Annotated in this window: 20 protein-coding genes and 1 pseudogene; 10 read left to right on the top strand and 11 right to left on the bottom strand. The window is 63.7% G+C overall.

The features are described from left to right. Position 1: 1 nt before the first annotated feature. Both CH289_RS03825 and CH289_RS03820 read right to left on the bottom strand, forming a co-directional pair. Positions 2–1039, bottom strand: a complete 1038-nt coding sequence (locus CH289_RS03825) for a 3-oxoacyl-ACP synthase III family protein (RefSeq protein ID WP_033188763.1) — start codon at positions 1037–1039, stop codon at positions 2–4. After that, positions 1036–2265 carry a sedoheptulose 7-phosphate cyclase gene (locus tag CH289_RS03820; protein WP_020113256.1) on the bottom strand — a complete coding sequence of 410 codons (1230 nt, stop codon included), beginning with the start codon at positions 2263–2265 and terminating at the stop codon, positions 1036–1038. Before CH289_RS03820 ends, CH289_RS03825 begins: the two co-directional genes overlap by 4 nt. Positions 2266–2422: 157 nt before the next feature. On the opposite strand from CH289_RS03820, the gene CH289_RS03815 reads away from it, so the two are divergent. The 7 genes from CH289_RS03815 to CH289_RS03785 all read left to right on the top strand — a co-directional run bounded on the left by CH289_RS03815 (position 2423) and on the right by CH289_RS03785 (position 7174). Beyond that, positions 2423–3043, top strand: a complete 621-nt coding sequence (locus CH289_RS03815; RefSeq protein WP_020113257.1) for a TetR/AcrR family transcriptional regulator — start codon at positions 2423–2425, stop codon at positions 3041–3043. Positions 3044–3466: 423 nt separating this feature from the next. After that, entirely contained in the window at positions 3467–3790 is a 324-nt protein-coding gene (locus CH289_RS03805; RefSeq protein WP_026348243.1) for a YbjQ family protein, read from the top strand. Positions 3791–3873: 83 nt separating this feature from the next. Beyond that, the gene (locus CH289_RS03800; RefSeq protein ID WP_094727294.1) at positions 3874–4368 is read left to right on the top strand and encodes a pyridoxamine 5'-phosphate oxidase family protein; all 495 of its coding nucleotides are present in this window, start codon (positions 3874–3876) and stop codon (positions 4366–4368) included. 74 nt (positions 4369–4442) lie between these two features. Beyond that, a complete protein-coding gene (locus CH289_RS03795) occupies positions 4443–5372 on the top strand; it encodes an aldo/keto reductase (protein ID WP_094710942.1) in 930 nt (309 codons plus the stop codon). Between the two features lie 199 nt (positions 5373–5571). Continuing rightward, positions 5572–5694 carry a hypothetical protein gene (locus CH289_RS28630; RefSeq protein WP_256976987.1) on the top strand — a complete coding sequence of 41 codons (123 nt, stop codon included), beginning with the start codon at positions 5572–5574 and terminating at the stop codon, positions 5692–5694. 421 nt (positions 5695–6115) lie between these two features. Then, positions 6116–6637 carry a DUF3995 domain-containing protein gene (locus tag CH289_RS03790; protein ID WP_019667769.1) on the top strand — a complete coding sequence of 174 codons (522 nt, stop codon included), beginning with the start codon at positions 6116–6118 and terminating at the stop codon, positions 6635–6637. Positions 6638–6742: 105 nt separating this feature from the next. Beyond that, positions 6743–7174: a hypothetical protein gene (locus tag CH289_RS03785; protein ID WP_094710944.1), complete on the top strand. Its 432-nt coding sequence runs from the start codon at positions 6743–6745 to the stop codon at positions 7172–7174. Between the two features lie 30 nt (positions 7175–7204). On the opposite strand, the gene CH289_RS28625 is transcribed toward CH289_RS03785, so the two are convergent. Beyond that, complete coding sequence (locus CH289_RS28625; protein ID WP_256976986.1) at positions 7205–7561, bottom strand: SDR family oxidoreductase; 357 nt, start codon at positions 7559–7561, stop codon at positions 7205–7207. Positions 7562–7677: 116 nt separating this feature from the next. Then, a pseudogene (locus tag CH289_RS28940) lies at positions 7678–7785 on the bottom strand (short-chain dehydrogenase); the annotation flags it as partial. A 337-nt stretch (positions 7786–8122) separates the two neighbouring features. On the opposite strand from CH289_RS28940, the gene CH289_RS03775 reads away from it, so the two are divergent. Next, positions 8123–9301: an acyl-CoA dehydrogenase family protein gene (locus CH289_RS03775; protein ID WP_094710946.1), complete on the top strand. Its 1179-nt coding sequence runs from the start codon at positions 8123–8125 to the stop codon at positions 9299–9301. 42 nt (positions 9302–9343) lie between these two features. Here CH289_RS03775 and CH289_RS03770 read toward each other — a convergent pair whose 3' ends face one another. Then, complete coding sequence (locus tag CH289_RS03770) at positions 9344–9721, bottom strand: VOC family protein (RefSeq protein WP_019667765.1); 378 nt, start codon at positions 9719–9721, stop codon at positions 9344–9346. Positions 9722–9770: 49 nt separating this feature from the next. Between CH289_RS03770 and CH289_RS03765 the strand changes: the two genes are divergently transcribed. Both CH289_RS03765 and CH289_RS03760 read left to right on the top strand, forming a co-directional pair. After that, entirely contained in the window at positions 9771–10613 is an 843-nt protein-coding gene (locus CH289_RS03765; protein WP_230594056.1) for a helix-turn-helix transcriptional regulator, read from the top strand. Positions 10614–10689: 76 nt separating this feature from the next. Further along, positions 10690–11448, top strand: coding sequence for an SDR family oxidoreductase (locus tag CH289_RS03760; protein ID WP_094727292.1), 759 nt, complete (start codon positions 10690–10692; stop codon positions 11446–11448). 73 nt (positions 11449–11521) lie between these two features. Here the strand turns inward: CH289_RS03760 and CH289_RS03755 are convergent, their stop codons facing one another. The 6 genes from CH289_RS03755 to CH289_RS03730 are packed head-to-tail and all read right to left on the bottom strand — an operon-like array spanning position 11522 to position 18446. Beyond that, a complete protein-coding gene (locus tag CH289_RS03755) occupies positions 11522–12340 on the bottom strand; it encodes an Fpg/Nei family DNA glycosylase (protein ID WP_094727290.1) in 819 nt (272 codons plus the stop codon). A gap of 53 nt (positions 12341–12393) precedes the next feature. Further along, positions 12394–13209: an HpcH/HpaI aldolase/citrate lyase family protein gene (locus CH289_RS03750; protein WP_020113269.1), complete on the bottom strand. Its 816-nt coding sequence runs from the start codon at positions 13207–13209 to the stop codon at positions 12394–12396. Next, positions 13206–13706: a MaoC family dehydratase gene (locus CH289_RS03745; protein ID WP_026348240.1), complete on the bottom strand. Its 501-nt coding sequence runs from the start codon at positions 13704–13706 to the stop codon at positions 13206–13208. The genes CH289_RS03750 and CH289_RS03745 overlap by 4 nt, the downstream gene beginning before the upstream one ends. Then, entirely contained in the window at positions 13703–14869 is a 1167-nt protein-coding gene (locus tag CH289_RS03740) for an acyl-CoA dehydrogenase family protein (protein ID WP_094727288.1), read from the bottom strand. Before CH289_RS03740 ends, CH289_RS03745 begins: the two co-directional genes overlap by 4 nt. After that, a complete protein-coding gene (locus tag CH289_RS03735) occupies positions 14866–16863 on the bottom strand; it encodes an acetyl/propionyl/methylcrotonyl-CoA carboxylase subunit alpha (RefSeq protein ID WP_094727286.1) in 1998 nt (665 codons plus the stop codon). Before CH289_RS03735 ends, CH289_RS03740 begins: the two co-directional genes overlap by 4 nt. Positions 16864–16868: 5 nt before the next feature. Beyond that, entirely contained in the window at positions 16869–18446 is a 1578-nt protein-coding gene (locus CH289_RS03730) for a carboxyl transferase domain-containing protein (protein WP_033188751.1), read from the bottom strand. Positions 18447–18462: the final 16 nt, after the last annotated feature.

The raw sequence follows: 18462 nt of genomic DNA, 5'->3' as shown, positions 1-18462 counted from the left end.
TCTATCCCTTCGTTGAGTTGTCGTGGCCGGTGTATTCGACGACTGCACATCCCCAGGTGAATCCGACGCCGATGCCGGTGAGCATGATTCGGTCACCCGGGTCCAGCGTCTCGGTACGGCGGAGCAGATCGAGACCGAGCAAAGGATCGGCGGCACCGGTGTGGCCGATCTCGCGGCCGAGTTCGACAAGTGTCTGATCAGGGCGGATCTTCAGCGGCTCGAAGCATTGCTTGCGGAGCAGCACATTGCCGAAGTTCGGGACGATCCACCGGGTGATCTCACCGTGGTGCGTGGCGGCATCACCCAATGCTGTTTCGGCGCAACGCGACAGGGCTGCCGAGTTGCGGGACCAGAATTCGTCGATGGAATGCGTTTCGGTGAATCCGGCTACCCGCTTCCGCAGGTCGAGCGGACCGTCGGTGCTATAGACCTGCATGGCGAGACTGTCGTGGCCGCGGTGCATCTGCTCGAGGTGCGCGTCGCTCACCACGGAGGTGGACAGCAGGCGGAACGGGCCGGGATCCGGACCGATGACGGCGGCCCCCGCGCCGTCGCCGTAGACCAGTCCGCTGTCGGAGGTCCACCGATCGAACAGGGGCTCACGCCACGCGTCGGATGCGGTGACCAGGCCCTTGCCGCGACCGTCGAACCAGCGTCCGATCATCTCCATCCCGACGATCGCGCCGGCGCAGGCGGTCCGGATCTCGATCGGCAAACAGTCCTCGATACCGAGTTCGTTCTGGATGTATGCGCCGCAGTTCCACGCCTCGAGCCCGTTGTGCAGGACTACGGCGTGGACGAGGAGGTCGACGTCCTCGGTGCTGATTCCGCTGTCTTCCAACGCAGCTCGGCCCGCGAGAACGGCCATGTCCGGAGCGGACTCGCCGAGGTCGGGGTTGGACACTGCCGCCGACGTCTGCCCGGTCTTCTGATGCTCGACCTCCTCGAAGCGGCCCGCGGCGACCATGTCGGCAGCCTGGACTCGCGCATCCGGAAGATACGAACCGAAGCCCTCGATGTAGAGGCTGTCCCACTTCATGACGCGACCCTCGTGACCGTCGGTTCTCCGAGTTCGGCGTTCTTTCGGCTCAGCAATTTCAGCGCGGAGGCGATTTCGCCGGGCGTGACGTCGTTCGCGAAGTGGTGACCGCCGATGCCGACGGGGAGCGGCAATCGCTGCCGACCGTCACGGTGACGGACGGTGTCGGCGAGTGCGGCGTCGAGCAGTCCTGTCTTGTCCAACACGTCGTTCCAGACCGGCAGCCCGAGCTGCTTCATGACCGTCAGTATCCGGTCGAGGTCGGCGCTGCCGAGGCTGCCGCGCAGGAAACCCAGTGCCGACGTCAGGGCCATGTCGATGCCGACGGCTTCACCGTGTAGCAACGCGGGCAGCGCTTCCATCTCCAGAGTGGGGGAGAACGTGTGCCCGTAGTCGACGCACCGTTCGAGGCAGGACTCCCACAGATTCGGTTGCAGTTCCTCCAACATCAGGTGGATGGACTCCGCGATGACCTGCGTTGCGGCAGTGTCGAGTTCGCCTGACGTCCCCTGAAAGTTGTCGGCGATCAGACGCGGACCGTACGTTTCGAGCAACTCGAACAGGTCGACCGACTTGATCAGCGCCATCTTCAGAATCTCCGCGAGACCGTTGGACAGGTGCCGGTCGTCGAGGGTGCGGAGAAACGCGCGGTCGACGTAGGTGGCGATCGCCGGCGCATACGTTCCGAGACGGTTCTTGCCCATGGCGTAGTTGACGCCGGTCTTGACGCCGACACCGGCGTCGACCAGGCCGATGAGCGTGGTCGGGATGCGGATGTAGGGGGTTCCACGGCGGTACACGCTGGCGGCGAATCCGACGACGTCGAGCAGTACGCCACCACCGATGGCGATGACCGGCTCACGGCGCCGGTCGATGCCGAAGCCGTTCATGGCGTCGACCACCCGGATTACCGAGCTCCACTCCTTGACTGTCTCGTCGGCTCGCATGGGCACGAAGTGTGCGTCGACGCCGTGGTGTTCGAAGTAACTGCGGATACGGTCGCCGTGGATGCGGTCGACATTGGCATCGATGATGATCAGACGACGGTCGCCGCGGGTCAAGGGTGCCGCGCTGCAACTGTCGAGTAGCTGCGTACTTCTCGGCGCGAACAGGTTTCGCGCGGCGATGACATGGTATTCGACTTGCTTGACGGCCTCGACCTTCCACGCGGAGTCGGCGTCCGCCGTGTGGCTGAGGCCGAGTTTGAATGAAGCGGCACTACGCATTTCGATCCCCCTGGACGATGAACTGCAAGCTCGGGCTGTGACGGTTCCTTTGCGGTGCTTCGGCGAACCAAAGTTCGTAACCGAGGGTAAGGGATTCGCGTAGTGATCGCTACAGGAGTAGACTAGATCACAATTCGGAGCGAGACCAGGAGGTCCTATGGCAGGCGTACCGGGGCAGGGGCGGAAGTTCGACGTGGGCACCGCGTTGGAACAGGCGATGTTTGCCTTCTGGGAGCATGGCTACGAGGGCACATCCGTCTCCAAGCTGACCTCCGCGATGCACATCAACCCGCCGAGCCTCTACGGCGCATTCGGTGGCAAGGAAGGCGTTTTCTTCGCGGCCGTGGAGCATTACCTCGCCACACGCGGTGACTTCATGGACCGCGCCTTCTCGGAGGAACCTCATGCGGCCAAGCTGATCTCCCGGCTGTTGTATGACGCCGCGTCGCACTACACCGACGAGTCGTGTCCGGGTGGGTGTCTCATCATCAGCTCTGCCGTCAGCGTCACCGACGCCAACCAGGGTGTCGCAGATCGATTGCGCGACATGCGCAATGCCAACGTGGCGCTTCTGTCGGAGCGCATCACCGCCGACATTGCCGACGGCGTCCTCCCGACATCCTGGGATCCGATCGAGATCTCCGAATACATCGGCGTGATCATCCAGGGCATGTCGCAACGAGCCCGCGACGGCGCCACGCGTGCGCAGCTCGAGCGGGTGGCTGACCGAACCGTGGCGTCCTTGGGTACAGCGGCTGCGACGCCCCTGCGCACATGATCACTGCCCGCCCTGTCGAAGACTCATGACCTAGTCGGTTGAATTCGGATCGAGTCCGAGCGCATCACGATTCACGTTCCGTTCGGCTCACCGACCGTTTCGGAGCCACCTGGATCATCGACGTCATTGCACCCTGGGGCTGAACTCCGAAGGCTGCGTGAGAATGGGTTGGCGTGGTTCAGGTGTTTCTCACCCCCGGCGTGAGTTCGAGACTCTGCGGCGCCGTTCGCGGAACGAGCATCGGGTTGCGCGTTTCGAAAAACGGGGAGGCTCCCTGAAATGCGCCCTCGATTCGACATTCGAGTACGGCTCGGAACCTACTTCGGAGTGGTTGTCGGTGCTTCGGAGACCGCGGCTGGCACCGCCAGTGCATCTTGTCGAATACGTTGTCGCGGTCGTGAATCACCGCCTATCGTGCAGTGCATGATCATCGTGACTACGAACGAGATTCCTGGCCATCGCATCACAGCGGTACACGGTGAGGTGTTCGGTTTGACCGTGCGCTCGCGCCACATCGGATCGAATATCGGTGCCTCCTTCAAAGCGCTCGCGGGCGGAGAGCTGAAGGGCATCACCACGCTCTTGCAGGAAACTCGCACCGAAGCGCTGTCCCGATTGTCGGCGGAAGCCACGGCGAAGGGTGGCAATGCCGTGGTCGCGTTTCGATTCGAAACCAACGATTACGGCGACACCGGAGGAGTCGAGGTGTGCGCCTACGGCACCGCGGTCACCACCGAACCCAGTTGAGGGTTTCATCCGGACGGGCGCGATAACGGTCGGGTCCAAGTCCGTTGTCGTTTGCGGGGGCTCACTGTGGGTACAACCCTGAAATGACAATCGACGACGACCGTACGGCCGGTATCTCCAGAGTGACCGAGCTCCTGAAGGATTCGAAGCTGTGCATGTTCACCACACACGGCCGTGACGGACACCTGCTGTCCCGTCCAATGGCACTGCAGGAGCACGACTTCGACGGTTCGCTGTGGTTCTTCGCGCGCAACGATTCGCGCAAGGTCGGCGACGTTCGCGCGGACAGTTCGGTGAATGTGTCGTTCCAGTCGGGGACAGCCTGGGTTTCCGTGTCCGGACGAGCAGAGATCGTTCTCGACGGGGCGAAAAAGAAGGAACTATGGAATCAGGCGGCGGCAGCATGGTTCGACGACGGCCCTGAGTCTCCCGAGGTCGTTTTGATCTCTGTCGAAGCGGAGGGCGCGGAATACTGGTCAGCGCCCGGGTCCAAGGTATCGACCCTGCTCGCGTACGCCAAGTCCAGGATCACGGGCGACAAGCCGGATGTCGGCACGAACGACACCGTCGAAATGTAGAAACTGGCGCGCTGGAGGAGGGTAGGGTGGCGGCCTCTGGACGGTGCAGGCACGAATGGTGATCGAGGGTGTGCGTGAAGTATTACGAGATGTTCGCTGGCGGCCCGCGCGCGTCGAGCATCGTTCTCGGCCTGATGCGCATCGAAGCACTCGACAATGCGAGTATCGCGAAGCTCGTCGGGACCGCTCGCGATGCGGGTGTTTCGGTTTTCGACCACGCTGATATCTACGGCACAAGTCGACACGGATGCGAGCGTCGATTCGGAGACGCAGTGACATTCCTGCCCTCCGAACGCGAGCAGGTCGTCATTCAAAGCAAGGTAGGGATCCGGGACGGGTTCTACGACTTCTCCAAGGCGCACATCCTCGACACCGTCGAGAAATCGCTCTCCGCGCTCCGCATGGATCATCTCGACGTGCTGCTGTTGCACAGGCCGGACAGTCTGGTCGAGCCCAGCGAGGTCGCCGCTGCATTCGACGCTCTGCACTCGGCCGGAAAGGTGCGCAGTTTCGGCGTCTCCAACCACACACCCGGTCAAATTCAGTTGCTTGCCACCGAGGTGACGCAGCCGCTGATCATCGATCAGGTGCAACTGAGCCTCACCCATGCGCCGTTGATCGCTGCGGGTTTGGCGTCGAACATCGGTGGTCTCGACCAATCGATCGACCTGAGCAACGGCCTTCTGGATTACGCGCGCATCAACGACGTAGCCTTGCAAGCTTGGTCGCCCTTCCAAAGCGTCTACACAGGAAAGGTTTTCATCGGTGATCGCGACAACTACCCAGAACTGAACGACGCTCTCGACGACCTCGCCCGCGATCACGGTGTGACTCCCACTTCCATTGCGACGGCATGGCTCACCCGTCACCCGGCGAAGATCCAAGTTGTCCTGGGGACGACCACGCCGAGTCGAGTAGCTGAAGCCGTGGCCGGGAGCGATATCAGTCTGAGCCGGGAAGAGTGGTATCGACTCTTCCGTGCTGCCGGATACCGCCTGCCTTGACGGTCAGCGCTTGTTTGCTCGGATTCCTTTCAACCATCCTCGGATAACTGTGAGGTCGTGCAGTCCCAAAAGTGCAGTGGTCGAGAGGCAATGCGTCGATTCACTACTTCTGCACACGTCGTCGCATCTGGGCGATAGGTAATCTGTGGGAATGGCGGCTTACGAGGTTGGAGACGGGGTAACAACGACGGGTGGGCCCATGAGCGGTGTCTACGGCACTGTTGTCTGGTTCTACGAGGAGAAGAACCAGATCCTGGTTCGTTTCGGTGCTACTCAACAGATGTACTTCGCGCCCGACGAATTGAAGCGTTGGGGCGTGTAGCGCCGGCGAGGCTGGAATCGTCGATCTTCGGAGCAGTCCTGGAGTCATTCGGTCGAATGAATGTCTTTGGAGAGCGCCCGACCGCACCGATGAGATAGATGCGTTCTACCGAGATGTGGTGCAACCACTGAAGCCTTGGGTGCCGTCGGCGCCGGAATCGACCACGAGCACGGTCGATTCGGAGTGAGGATGCCAACCTCCGTGCTTCATGGTGGCGCATGGAGTGGAGCGAGATGCAGTTCCCATCGCGCACTGGTAGCCCCAGCGTGATGCTCGAGCCCCACGACAACAGTCACCGTGCAAGCGAATTCGCTCCCGTTGTGCGGCGCCGGAAACTGGGTGTCGGTATCCGGGTGCGGTCAGGGCAGCACTCCGGGTAATCCTGGATGTGCCACCCTCGGGTAATTCGTACCGTTGTTCCATGCGAACACGGGGCACCGAGCGAACGAAGGCTTCGACTGCAGCGTTCGCGGTTGCCGCCGGGGCCGGGGTGGTTCACGCGGTGGCAAGCATGTACTGGGCGCTCGGCGGGCGATGGCAGCTCGAATCGGTCGGGGAGTGGGCCGTCCAGCTTTCGGTTGAACACCCGCTGACGACCGGGCTGGCGCTGGGGACGATCGCTGTCGTCAAGCTGGTTGCGGCGGTCGTGCCGTGGGTCGACGAGCGTCATCAGGGGCGCTTCCACCGCCCGTTGCGGGTGGTCGGTTGGGCGGGCGGATTCGTTCTGGTCGGGTGGGGCGGCATGTCGACCATCGCGGCAGGCGCGGTGCTGGCTGGACTGTTCACACCGAGCGGTGGATACAACGAGACGACAATGATCGGACACGCGATCGTGTGGGATCCGCTGTTCGCGCTGTGGGGAATCGCGTTGTTGACAGCGTTGGGTTTGACGCGCACCGCAGAATCATCGACTGCGGGCCTCGGCCGAGTGCGTCACCGCTGAAGCCCGATCTGCGGACAAACCAATACCTGCAGCGACGGAATCCGAATACCCATCGAGAGGCATTCGACGTCGATGTCGGGGCCTGCTGACTGGAGGAGTGAGTTCATGCGGGGCGACAGGAACCATCTCAGGCTCGTCGACGATGCACCCGAAGTGTCCGCGTCGGTCCCACGAAGCGGTGCGGCCAACGTGATCGCAGTCCGAGCCGACAACGTTCGCCCAGGTCAGGTCTGCGAGGTGTTGCACGCGGGGGTGTTCGCACTGAGTCACCGCGTGGTGGTTCCCGAGGGTCACACGGGCGTCACGATGTCGACCTTCGCGCTGGTGGAGGGCAACTACGAGGTTTCGTTGCGGATCGACGGCGTCGTATACCCGTGCGCCGGTCCAGAGTCGGTTCGTGTGGGCGAACGACGCACCGAGCCGACGACCGCGCCCTCCACGCCGAAGCTGTCGTACCCGAACATCCGTACCGCTGCTGTCGGTCCGCGCAGCCTGACCCGACCGCGGTCGGCACAGGTCACTGCGCACTCGCGCTGAGCACCCGTCGACTCGTCGTGGGTGCGGCGGTCACGTCGTCTTCACGGTGCCCCCATCCACGATCACGTCGTGTCCCGTCATCGATGCAGCCGCGTCGGACACGACGAATCCGATGACGTCGGCTATCTCGGAGGCCGGCGCCAATCGGCCGGCCGGAATCCCACCGAGCGAGTCCATGAGAACAGTCATGCCCTCTTGCTCGTTCACATCGCGAGCCGCGGCTATCCGCCTGGCCAGATCGAGTGCGCCGTCGCTCTGAATCCCGCCGGGTGAGACCGTGTTGACGCGTATTCCACGAGGAGCGAGCTCGTTCGCGAGCCCCTTGCTGTACGTGCGCAACGCGGCTTTGGCAGCGGCATAACCCAGCGTCCCGTCGTACAACGGCATCCTGCCTTGTATCGACCCGACATGCACGATCGCACCCGCGCCGTTCGCGAACAGAATGGCACCAACGCTCTGTCGATGCGGACCGCTGCCAGCAGGTTGAGCGCGAGTTCGTCGTTCCAGTGAGCATCGGTCATCGTCGCGTGACCACCGCCCGGCGAGGAGGACCCGCCGGCAACGTGCACCACGATGTCGACTCCGCCCGCTTGCTTCGTTGCGCGAGCAATCTCGGCCGCCGATGTCGGATCTGTGACGTCGACCTAAATCGTGCCTGCCGCTCTGGTTTCGGGTGCAGCTGTACGGCCAACCGACAGCACAAGTGCCCCGGCGTCTGCGAGGCGATCGACGACCGCCGATCCAAGGCCTCTGGTCCCGCCGACCACAACGGCCCTTCGACCCTTCAGCGACAGGGTGGTCGGGTAGAAGGTATGTGTTTCCGTCGGCGTTGGTTCGTTCATGCTCCTACCATCCAGTCTCCCTGCACGGGAGAGTCAAGCTGGCGGTGCGAGCGAACCATCCGCTTGGTGATTGCTGCAAAGTGGTGTCCGGGTCGATAGTGGGTGCATGGACACCCTGAACCCGGATGTACCCGACGATGTCTTTTCCGATGTGCTGACGCAGATCTCGAAATTCGTGCGGTCACGCGTCGTACCGCGCGAAGTGGAGATCATGAACGCTGATGCCGTACCGGATGATGTGCGGGCGCAGTGCGCGGAGATGGGCCTGTTCGGGTTCGCGATACCGCAGGAATGGGGCGGACTGGGTCTCAACCTGATTCAGGATGTCGAAGTCGCGATGGAGCTCGGTTACACGTCGCTGGCCCTGCGGTCGATGTTCGGTACCAACAACGGGATTGCCGGGCAGGTTCTCGTCGGTTTCGGCACCGAGGAGCAGAAGGCGAAGTGGCTGCCGGGTATGGCAGCAGGCGACATCGTCGCCTCGTTTGCTCTGACCGAGGACGGTGCCGGTTCCAATCCTGCTGGGCTCGCGACCACGGCCAGAGACGACGGTTCGGGCTGGGTGATCAACGGCAACAAGCGGTACATCACCAACGCGCCGATCGCCGATATGTTCGTCGTCTTCGCCAAGTTGGATCCGAAACCGGGGAGCGGTAACGGTATCGCAGTGTTCCTCGTCCCTGCCGACACTCCTGGAATCACCGTCGGGGCCAAGGACGCCAAGATGGGCCAGCAGGGATCGGGAACCGCGGACGTGACGTTCACCGACGTGAGGGCCCCGGCCGATTCGCTTGTCGGCGGAAACGGCGACATCGGGTACAAAGCGGCGATGACGTCGTTGGCGCGCGGGCGAGTGCACATCGCCGCACTCGCCGTCGGTCAGGCACAACGTGCGCTCGACGAGTCGGTGTCTCACGCTGCGGTGTCGAGGCAAGGCGGTGAGCCGATCGGAAACTTTCAACTCGTGCAGGCGATGATCGCCGACCAGCAGGCAGGGGTCATGGCCGGCCGCGCCATGGTCAGGGAAGCAGCGAGGGCTTGGGTCGAGAAAACAGACCGACGCATCGCCCCCTCTGCCGTGAAACTCTTCTGTACCGAAATGGTCGGCAAGGTAGCCGATCTCGCGGTCCAGATCCACGGCGGTGCAGGCTACATGCGCGAGATACCGGTCGAACGGATCTACCGCGACGTGCGGTTGCTACGTCTCTACGAGGGTACGAGCGAGATACAGCGTTTGATCGTCGGCGGCGGGCTGATCCGAGCGGAACAGAAGCGGAACAAGTAGCTCGCAGGACGGACCGGACCCTGGGATGTCGTTCTTCTCGCACTATCCCCAGTTCTCGGCTTTGGTCAGGCAGAAGGGGTGACCGGACGGATCGAGCAGGACCCGCCAGGTTTCGCCGGGCTGGTCGTCGGGGAGGGTGGCGCCCAGGTCGACGGCCGCGCGTGCTGCGTCGTCGAGATCGGCCACGGCTAGATCGAAGTGAAACTGCTTGCTGCCGTGTTCGTTGGGCCACGTGGGCGGGGCATAGTCCTCGACTCGTCCGAACCCCAACGCGCTGCTGGGGCCCGCCAACATCGCGTAGTCCTTCTCGGAGTGGACGACGTCCCATCCGAGCAGAGACGACCAGAAGGTCGCGCTGGCCTCGGGATCAGCGCAGTCCAGTGTGACCATCTTCAGTGTTGCCACGGGCGTGGTGTTCATGTCTCTCTCCTGACGAACGGTGTCGTCACAGCCTCCTAGACTGCTCCACGTGGCGGATAGGAAAAATGCGACAGCAACCACTGCGGGTGTTCTACGACCCGCCGAACTCGCACGCCACGTCGAGCTCACTCGGCTTCCCTGCTCGGCTCCGTTGTCTCCGTGGATCGAGAACTACTGGCTTCTGCGCTGGGATCTGCCGTCCGGATCGACGTACGCCAGCTCGACGCTTCCGCACCCGGCATGCACCTTGAGCGTCGAACGCGGGCACCTTCGTGAAGGGGTGACCGATCCGGTGGTCGTGACGGGCGTACTCACTCGACGGTTCGACGTCCGACTGGCGCACTCCGGATGGGTGTTCGGGGCCAAGTTTCGTCCGGGAGGATTCGCGTCGTTCACCGGCACTCACGCCCGCACGTTGCGCGACGTGTTCGTCGCACCTCCCGTCGCGTTCTCGACGGAGACCGTCGGGTCGCTGGCAACTCTGGGTTCGCATCTCACGCCGGACGAGTGTCGATTGCACATGGACGCCGCACTCCGCCCGTACGTGCGGGGCGTCGAGCCGGACTACTCCACAGTTCTGGACATCATCGAGGTGATGCTGCACGACCGCTCCCTCGTCCGAGTCCAGCAGGTCGAGGACCGGTGCGGGATCGCGACGAGGCGGCTGCAGCGACTTTTCGAAAAGCTCGTCGGCGCCACACCCAAGTGGGTACTGGCGCGCTATCGCATTCACGACGCGGTGACGGATCTGGACAACGGCTACTCCGGATCGCTTGCGGACCTCGCGGCTCGCTACGGCTGGTTCGACCAAGCTCACTTCACGCGGGAGTTCACCGAACTCGTCGGCGTTCCGCCGGGAACCTATGCACAGGCACGACCGACTGAAACCTGACCGTCGGCGGTAGGGCGTCGAGCGCGTCGGGTGCGCAGATGCAAGCCTCGTTCTGGCGGCGTGATGGAATGGAGTCATGGTGACCGAAGTCGAACGTGCGCCTCGTGTGATCGTCGTGACCGGAGCGGGATCCGGGCTGGGGCGCGCCATGGCGACAGGCCTGCTGAACGTCGGCCATCGTGTTGTGTTGGTGGGCAGGACCCGGTCGAGTCTCGACGAGGTTGCCGAAGGACACGATCGAGCAGACGTCCGTGAATGTGATGTGTCCGTGCCCGATTCGGTCAAACGACTGTTCGAAGGAGTGGTCGCGGACTTCGGGAGACTCGACGTGCTCGTCAACAACGCGGGCACGTTCGGGCCGTCGGGAAGCATCGACGAGGTCGATCCCGCCGACTGGTCGCAGACCGTTGCCACGAATTTCACCGGGGTGTTCCTCTGCGCGCGCGAGGCGGTGCGCATCATGAAGGCCCAGGACCCACGAGGCGGCCGGATCATCAACAACGGTTCGATCTCCGCGCACACGCCGCGTCCCGGGAGTGTCGCCTACACCGCAACCAAGCACGGAGTGTCCGGGCTGACCAAGTCCATCGCCCTCGACGGCCGCGATTTCGACATCTGTTGCAGCCAGATCGACATCGGCAACGCCGCGACCGACATGACCGCGGGCATCGCACACGCCGCTCGGCAGGCAGACGGGTCCAGCCGCCCGGAACCTACGTTCGATCCGGTGCACGTGGCGAACACTGTCGTGCAGCTGGTGGACCTGCCGCTGGACGTGAACGTCCCGACCATGGCGATCATGGCGAACCGGATGCCGTACATGGGACGGGGCTGACTCGTCCGAGTCGACTCAGCCCGGGTCGACTCTGCCCGAATTTACTCTGCCCGAATAGACTCTGGGAACTACATCATTCCTGTTCGCGGGAACACCACCACGTCGTACGGCCGCCGACGGTTCCGCGAGACATCGGTGCGCCGCAGCGAGGACACGTCGCATCCTTCTTGCGGAACGGGATGATCTCACCGGTGTGGACTCCGCCTTTCTTTATGGCGGACCTGATCGCGCGCCGCAGAATCACTCGGAGTTCGTCGAGTTCGTCGACCGTCAGGGTCTTCGCACGGCGTGACGGTGACAGTTCGCTCTGCCACAGAACCTCGTCGGCGAGGAGGTTTCCGATCCCGGACACCGCGGCCTGATCGAGCAAGCGTGCTTTCAGGGGAGCACCGCTGATGCCGACACGGTGCCGGAAATCGTCGCGGGTTATCTCGGCGGCATCCGGGCCGAGCGCGTCGATATCGGGTTCGAGCCGTACACGGCCGAGCCGCCGCTTGTCGAACAGACGGAGCTGTCCGCCGTCGTCGAACGTGATCGCGAACCGAGTCCACTCGGGTTTGTCCGTGTCCCGTTCGCCGACATGCGGATCGCCGCCGCCGTACCGGGACGTCTGCTCGCCGTCCGGTGCGGTGACGATGATGCGTCCACCCATACCGAGGTGAATTCCAAGAGTCGGGCCGTCGGAGCCGTCGACGAGCCTGGTCTCGCACCACATCGTTTTGCCGCGGCGGCGCGCTTCGACCAGCATGCCGCCGGTGAGTGCCCGGGCAATGTCGCCCGGACGATGGGGTCTGCATTCGAAGGTGTCGGCGTCGTCGATCTCGACGATGACGCGATCGAGCGCCTTCTCGACGACTTGTCTGGCGTTCTCGACTTCGGGGAGTTCGGGCACCGATGGTCCTTACCCCGTCGGGCGATCGTCTATGCCTGCACCGGTGCGCCCAGCTACGGGGACGTGGTCCGACGCGCCAGGATTCGTCGAGCATGGGTGAGCACCGGCGCGTCGACCATCTTGCCGTCCAGGCTGAACACGCCGCGGTTCGACTGCACGGCGTCCAGAACGCGCTCGGCCCAATCGATCTCGTCGTCCGTCGGCGCGAAGGCGCGGCGGATCACCGGGATGTGACTGGGATGGATCGCGACCTTGCCGTCGAAGCCTACGGCCACGGCGTCGTCGGCCTCCTCGCGTACACCGTCGAGATCGGGAATGTCGAGATAGACCGAGTCGAGGGCGAACAAACCCCGCGCTTTCGCGGCGAGCAGAACCTGAGACCGGACATGGTGCGCGACAGTTCGATACGAGCCGTCCGGCAATCGGCTGGAGCTACCGCCCAAGGCGGCGATGAGATCCTCGGCGCCCCACATCGCGCCGACAGCGTTGTCGGCGCCCAGAGCACGGTGGCACTCGACGGCCCCGGCCGGTGACTCGAACAACGCGATCACATCGCGGGGCGCCAGGGCGGACACGTCTTGGGGGCTCTCGCACTTGGGAAGCATGACGACGGTGTAGTCGGTTCTGTTCAGTGCGGTGAGATCCGCCGAGCAGTCGTCGGTGCCGTGCGCGTTGACTCTGACGATGGTTCTGGTCGGGTCGAGTGGGGTGGCAACCAGTGCTTCGCGCGCAGCAGCCTTGTCCGCCGGTGCAACGCCGTCCTCGAGGTCCAGGATGACGACGTCTGCGCGCGCGGCCGCTTTCTCGAACCGTTCCGGTCGATCCGCCGGGCAGAACAACCAGGCCGGACCGGGCGGCACCCAGTTCATGAACGATCCTCCGACAGTGGGTCCGTGGCCGGCTTCATCCGAACCAGTGTCTTGCGGACAGCGACCACGACAACGTCGCCGTGCTGGTTACGCCCGGTATGCGTGAACGTGACGATGCCCTCGCCGGGCCGGCTCTTGGACTCACGCTTGTCCGAGATCGAAGTCTCTGCGTACAGCGTGTCGCCGTGGAACAGCGGCTTGGGGAACGTCACCTCGGAGAAACCGAGATTCGCCACGATGGTGCCCTGAGTCAGCTGTGCGACGGACAGGCCAACGACGGTGGACACCGTGAACATCGAATTGACCAACCGCTCACCGAACGATGTGCTCTCGCTGTACGCCGCGTCGAGATGTAGTGCCTGAGTGTTCATCGTCTGGGTCGTGAACAGCGTGTTGTCCGCTTCGGTGACGGTTCGGCCGGGCCGATGCTCGTAGGTGACGCCGACCTCCATTTCCTCGAACCACAGGCCTCGCTGCCGAATAGTCCTCCCGCTCACAGCCCCAACCCCCGCGCAATCAACATCAATTGGACCTCGGTCGTTCCTTCGCCGATCTCGAGGATCTTGCTGTCCCGATAATGCCGAGCCACCACGTACTCGTTCATGAATCCGTATCCACCGTGGATCTGCGTCGCGTCTCGGGCATTGTCCATCGCAGCCTCGGAGGCGACGAGCTTGGCGATCGACGCTGCTTTCTTGAACGGTTTACCTGCCAGCATCAGCGCGGCGGCGTCGTAGTACGCGGTACGGGCGGTGTGCGCACGCGCTTCCATCCGCGCGATCTTGAACGAAATCGCCTGATTGCGTCCGATCGGTGCGCCGAACGCCTCGCGCTCCTTCGCATACTTGACGCTCTCGTCGACGCATCCTTGTGCCGCACCGACGGACACGGCAGCGATGGCGATACGGCCTTCATCGAGGATCTGCAGGAAGTTGGCGTACCCGCGCCCCTCGTCCCCGAGCAGGTTCTCCACGGGTACGCGGACGTCGGTGAAGCTCAACGGATGTGTGTCCGATGCGTTCCACCCGACCTTGTTGTAGGCGGGTTCGGCGACGAATCCCGGTGTGTCGGTCGGCACGAGGATCGACGAGATGCGTTTCTTGCCTGTCGCCTCGTCGACCCCGGTCACTGCGGTCACCGTCACCAGCTCGGAGATCTCGGTTCCCGAATTGGTGATGAATTGCTTGCTGCCGTTGATGATCCAGTCACCGCCGTCGCGCTTCGCGGTGGTCTTGGTGCCGCCGGCATCGCTGCCCGCTCCCGGCTCGGTGAGACCGAAGGCCGCCAGCGCCCTACCCGTGGTCAATTTCGGTAGCCACTGTTGTTTCTGCGCGTCGTTGCCGAATCGGAACACGGGCATCGCGCCGAGGGACACCCCTGCTTCGAGTGTCATCGCGACGCTTTGATCCACCTTGCCGAGCTCCTCGAGGGCAAGGCAGAGCGCGAAGTAGTCGCCGCCCATCCCGCCGTACTCCTCGGGAAACGGGAGTCCGAACAAGCCCATGTCGCCCATCTTCGCCACGACGTCGTAGGGGAAGAAGTGCTCCTCGTCGTGTTTCGCCGATACCGGCGCGACCACCGTTTTCGCGAAATCGGCTACCGAGTCCTTGAGTTGGCGATACTCGTCCGGCAGGGAGGACGATGACAGGTAGTCGGTCACGATTGCACCTCTGAATCTTCGTTGGGAATGATGCGGGCGAGAACTTGGTCCACCTGAACCTGGTCTCCGACCGACACTGCGAGTTCGACGGTTCCGTCGACAGGTGTGGTCAGGGCATGCTCCATCTTCATCGCTTCGACGACGACGACGGCGGTTCCCGCACTCACAGCGTCGCCGGTAGCGACCTCGACAGCGATGACCGAACCGGGCATCGGGCTGACGATCTCGGCGTTACCCGAGTGGGCTTCCTCGGCGCGAACACTCGGCTCGGACACCGTCGACATCGACCAGGTTCCGCGTGAACTGGAAATCCACGTCACATTCTCGGCGTGGGCGAATCGCGCAGTCTCACGGTGACCGTCGACGACGGTCACGATGGTGTCCGTTCGTACTTCTGCGTGCAGGGGCTTGGTCGGCCCATCGCCGACGGCAACCGTCGCAGATCCAGGAACACCGGTGATCGAGACGTGCACTGCCGCTTCGCCCGTGGACAATCGCACAGTGAACGGCGCGTGCTCGCCCACCCGCCATCCGGTCGGGGATGACCAGATGTCGGCCCCGGCGCCGGTCCACATCTCGAGCCAAGAGACGGCTGCAGCTGCGATCAGCGCTTGATCCGGCACCGACTCAGGAGTGAAATCTTCCAGTCGGCGGTCCAACAGACCTGTGTCGAGCGTGCCCGCTCGGACGTCGTCGTCGTCGAGCAGGAATCGGGCGAACTCGATGTTGGTGACGACGCCCAGTACGGCCGTCTCCGACAACGCGCGATCGAGTGTGCGCAGGGCGGTGGGTCGATCGGGCCCGTACGCAATCACTTTCGACAACATCGGGTCGTAGTTGCTTCCCACCTCGGTACCGACGGAAAGCGAGGAATCGATCCGAACCCCGTCACCGCCGGGTTCGCGGAGCCCGACGACGGTGCCACCGGTGGGTAGGAAGCCGCGGCCAGGATCCTCCGCGTACACGCGGGTCTCGATGGCGTGACCGGTGAGAACGATGTCGTTCTGCTGCAGACTCAGTACCTCACCTGCAGCGATACGAACTTGCCATTCGACGAGATCGAGTCCGGTCACCATCTCCGTGACCGGGTGCTCGACCTGCAAGCGGGTGTTCATCTCCATGAAGAAGAACTCGTCGGGGCTGTTTGCGGAGACGATGAATTCGACAGTTCCTGCGCCGGTGTAGTCGACGCTGCGGGCCGTGTTGCACGCCGCTTCGCCGATGCGGGCGCGGGTCTGCGCGTCGAGCAAGGGCGACGGCGCTTCCTCGATCACCTTCTGGTGCCGGCGTTGCAGGCTGCACTCGCGTTCACCGAGATGAATGACGTTGCCGTGCTGGTCCGCCAGGATTTGCACTTCGATGTGTCTGGGCCGGAGGACGAACCGTTCGAGGAAGAGCGTGTCGTCGCCGAACGACGACGCAGCCTCACGGCGGGCACTGGCCAGAGCGGCCGGCAGGTCCTCTGCTCGCTCCACCAGCCGCATTCCTTTTCCGCCGCCGCCTGCCGACGGTTTGACCAGTACCGGGAAGCCGACCTCGTCGGCGCCGGAAATCAAGTCGGCGTCGGTCAACCCGGGCCTCGAGATGCCCGGAACGACCGGGACCCCGAACTGGGTCACGGCGTCCTTCGCCGTGATCTTGTCGCCCATCGCGGCGATGGCCGTGGCCGACGGTCCGAGGAATGCGATGTCGGCCTGCGCGCACGCGGCCGCGAACTCTGCGTTCTCGGAGAGAAATCCGTACCCCGGGTGAATTGCCTGGGCGCCTGTGCGTTCGGCAGCCTCGATCACGTTGCGGATCGACAGATAGCTGTCCTTCGCTGCAGCCGGTCCGATGCGTACGGCGGTATCTGCCTCGGTGACGTGCCGAGCTCCTGCGTCCGCATCGCTGTAGACAGCAACGGAGGTGATCCCCATCGTGCGCAGGGTTCGAGCCACGCGGACTGCGATCTCACCGCGGTTGGCGATCAGAACGGTATCGATTCTTTCGACCATTTGTCTCACATCCTGAAAACGCCGTAGGAGACCGGTTCGAGCGGTGCGTTGGCGCACGCCGACAATGCCAGTCCAAGAACAGTTCTGGTATCGGCCGGGTCGATTATGCCGTCGTCCCACAGCCTGGCCGTCGAGTAGTACGGGTTGCCCTGTGTCTCGTACTGGGCGCGAATCGGCGCTTTGAACGACTCCTGATCTTCTTCCGACCAGGGCTTGCCCGCGGCATCGAGTTGGTCGCTGCGCACGGTCGCCAACACCGACGCGGCCTGCTCGCCGCCCATGACGGAAATGCGCGCGTTGGGCCACATGAACAGGAAGCGGGGGGAGTAGGCGCGCCCGCACATCGAGTAGTTGCCTGCGCCGTACGATCCGCCGATCACGACGGTCAACTTCGGAACGCGGGCACACGCGACGGCAGTCACCATCTTGGCACCGTGTTTGGCGATTCCGCCCGCCTCGTAGTCGCGCCCGACCATGAAGCCGGAGAGGTTCTGCAGGAACACGAGTGGGATGCTGCGCTTGTCGCAGAGCTCGACGAAGTGGGCGCCCTTCATCGCCGATTCGGAGAAGAGAACACCGTTGTTGGCGACGATACCGACGGGATGACCGTGGATGTGCGCGAAGCCGGTGACGAGAGTCTTACCGTATTCGGCCTTGAACTCGTCGAACTCACCTGCGTCGACGACTCGGGTGATCACTTCGCGCACGTCGTACGGAGTTCGTGGGTCCGTGGGGACCACGTCGTACAACTCGTGCTGGTCTGCGATCGGTTCACGGGGCGTCACGATGTCCCACGGGCGCGGGGTGCGAGGTCCGAGCGTCGAGACGATCTTGCGCACTCGGTCCAGTGCGTCGCGATCGTCCTCGGCCAGATGGTCGGTGACACCGGAGACCTTGGAGTGCACGTCACCGCCGCCGAGCTCCTCGGCCGTGACGATCTCCCCGGTGGCCGCCTTGACCAAGGGCGGACCACCGAGAAAAATGGTTCCCTGATTCCTGACGATGACGGCCTCGTCGCTCATGGCCGGAACGTACGCGCCGCCGGCGGTGCACGACCCCATCACCGCAGCGATCTGCGCAATTCCCTTGGCGCTCATGGTGGCCTGATTGAAGAAGATGCGGCCGAAGTGGTCGCGGTCAGGAAACACCTCGTCCTGGCGGGGGAGAAACGCACCGCCGGAATCGACCAGATATATGCACGGCAGGGTGTTCTGCAGCGCGATCTCCTGGGCACGCAAGTGCTTCTTGACCGTCATCGGGTAGTACGTGCCGCCCTTGACCGTTGCGTCGTTGGCGATCACGACACACTCGCGCCCCGACACCCTGCCGATTCCCGCAATGACCCCTGCGCCCGGGCACTCGTCGTCGTACAGGCCGTTGGCTGCGAGCGGAGCGATCTCGAGGAAGGGGCTTCCCGGGTCGAGCAGTTCGTTCACGCGATCGCGGGGGAGCAGCTTGCCTCGAGCAACGTGACGTTCTCTCGACTTCTCGCTACCGCCGAGCGCGGCGCCGGCGAGGCGTTCGGAGAGTTCGGCGGTGAGGAGCTGGTGTTCTGCCCTGCTGGCGTTGGGTTCATGTGCCATGTGGTGCGCGCCTTCG

Source organism: Rhodococcus sp. RS1C4, from assembly GCF_002258225.1.
GTDB classification, from domain to species: domain Bacteria; phylum Actinomycetota; class Actinomycetes; order Mycobacteriales; family Mycobacteriaceae; genus Rhodococcoides; species Rhodococcoides fascians_E.
The sequence above is the reverse complement of the archived record's forward strand: the minus strand, read 5'-3'. Positions and strand labels throughout refer to the sequence as shown.

Coding starts and splice junctions, on each gene's coding strand:
- CH289_RS03825 (WP_033188763.1), bottom strand. CDS start 1,039: ATGAAGTGGGACAGCCTCTACATCGAGGGCTTCGGTTCGTATCTTCCG.
- CH289_RS03820 (WP_020113256.1), bottom strand. CDS start 2,265: ATGCGTAGTGCCGCTTCATTCAAACTCGGCCTCAGCCACACGGCGGAC.
- CH289_RS03815 (WP_020113257.1), top strand. CDS start 2,423: ATGGCAGGCGTACCGGGGCAGGGGCGGAAGTTCGACGTGGGCACCGCG.
- CH289_RS03805 (WP_026348243.1), top strand. CDS start 3,467: ATGATCATCGTGACTACGAACGAGATTCCTGGCCATCGCATCACAGCG.
- CH289_RS03800 (WP_094727294.1), top strand. CDS start 3,874: ATGACAATCGACGACGACCGTACGGCCGGTATCTCCAGAGTGACCGAG.
- CH289_RS28630 (WP_256976987.1), top strand. CDS start 5,572: ATGAGCGGTGTCTACGGCACTGTTGTCTGGTTCTACGAGGAGAAGAAC.
- CH289_RS03790 (WP_019667769.1), top strand. CDS start 6,116: ATGCGAACACGGGGCACCGAGCGAACGAAGGCTTCGACTGCAGCGTTC.
- CH289_RS03785 (WP_094710944.1), top strand. CDS start 6,743: ATGCGGGGCGACAGGAACCATCTCAGGCTCGTCGACGATGCACCCGAA.
- CH289_RS28625 (WP_256976986.1), bottom strand. CDS start 7,561: ATGCCGTTGTACGACGGGACGCTGGGTTATGCCGCTGCCAAAGCCGCG.
- CH289_RS03775 (WP_094710946.1), top strand. CDS start 8,123: ATGGACACCCTGAACCCGGATGTACCCGACGATGTCTTTTCCGATGTG.
- CH289_RS03770 (WP_019667765.1), bottom strand. CDS start 9,721: ATGAACACCACGCCCGTGGCAACACTGAAGATGGTCACACTGGACTGC.
- CH289_RS03760 (WP_094727292.1), top strand. CDS start 10,690: ATGGTGACCGAAGTCGAACGTGCGCCTCGTGTGATCGTCGTGACCGGA.
- CH289_RS03750 (WP_020113269.1), bottom strand. CDS start 13,209: ATGAACTGGGTGCCGCCCGGTCCGGCCTGGTTGTTCTGCCCGGCGGAT.
- CH289_RS03735 (WP_094727286.1), bottom strand. CDS start 16,863: ATGGTCGAAAGAATCGATACCGTTCTGATCGCCAACCGCGGTGAGATC.
- CH289_RS03730 (WP_033188751.1), bottom strand. CDS start 18,446: ATGGCACATGAACCCAACGCCAGCAGGGCAGAACACCAGCTCCTCACC.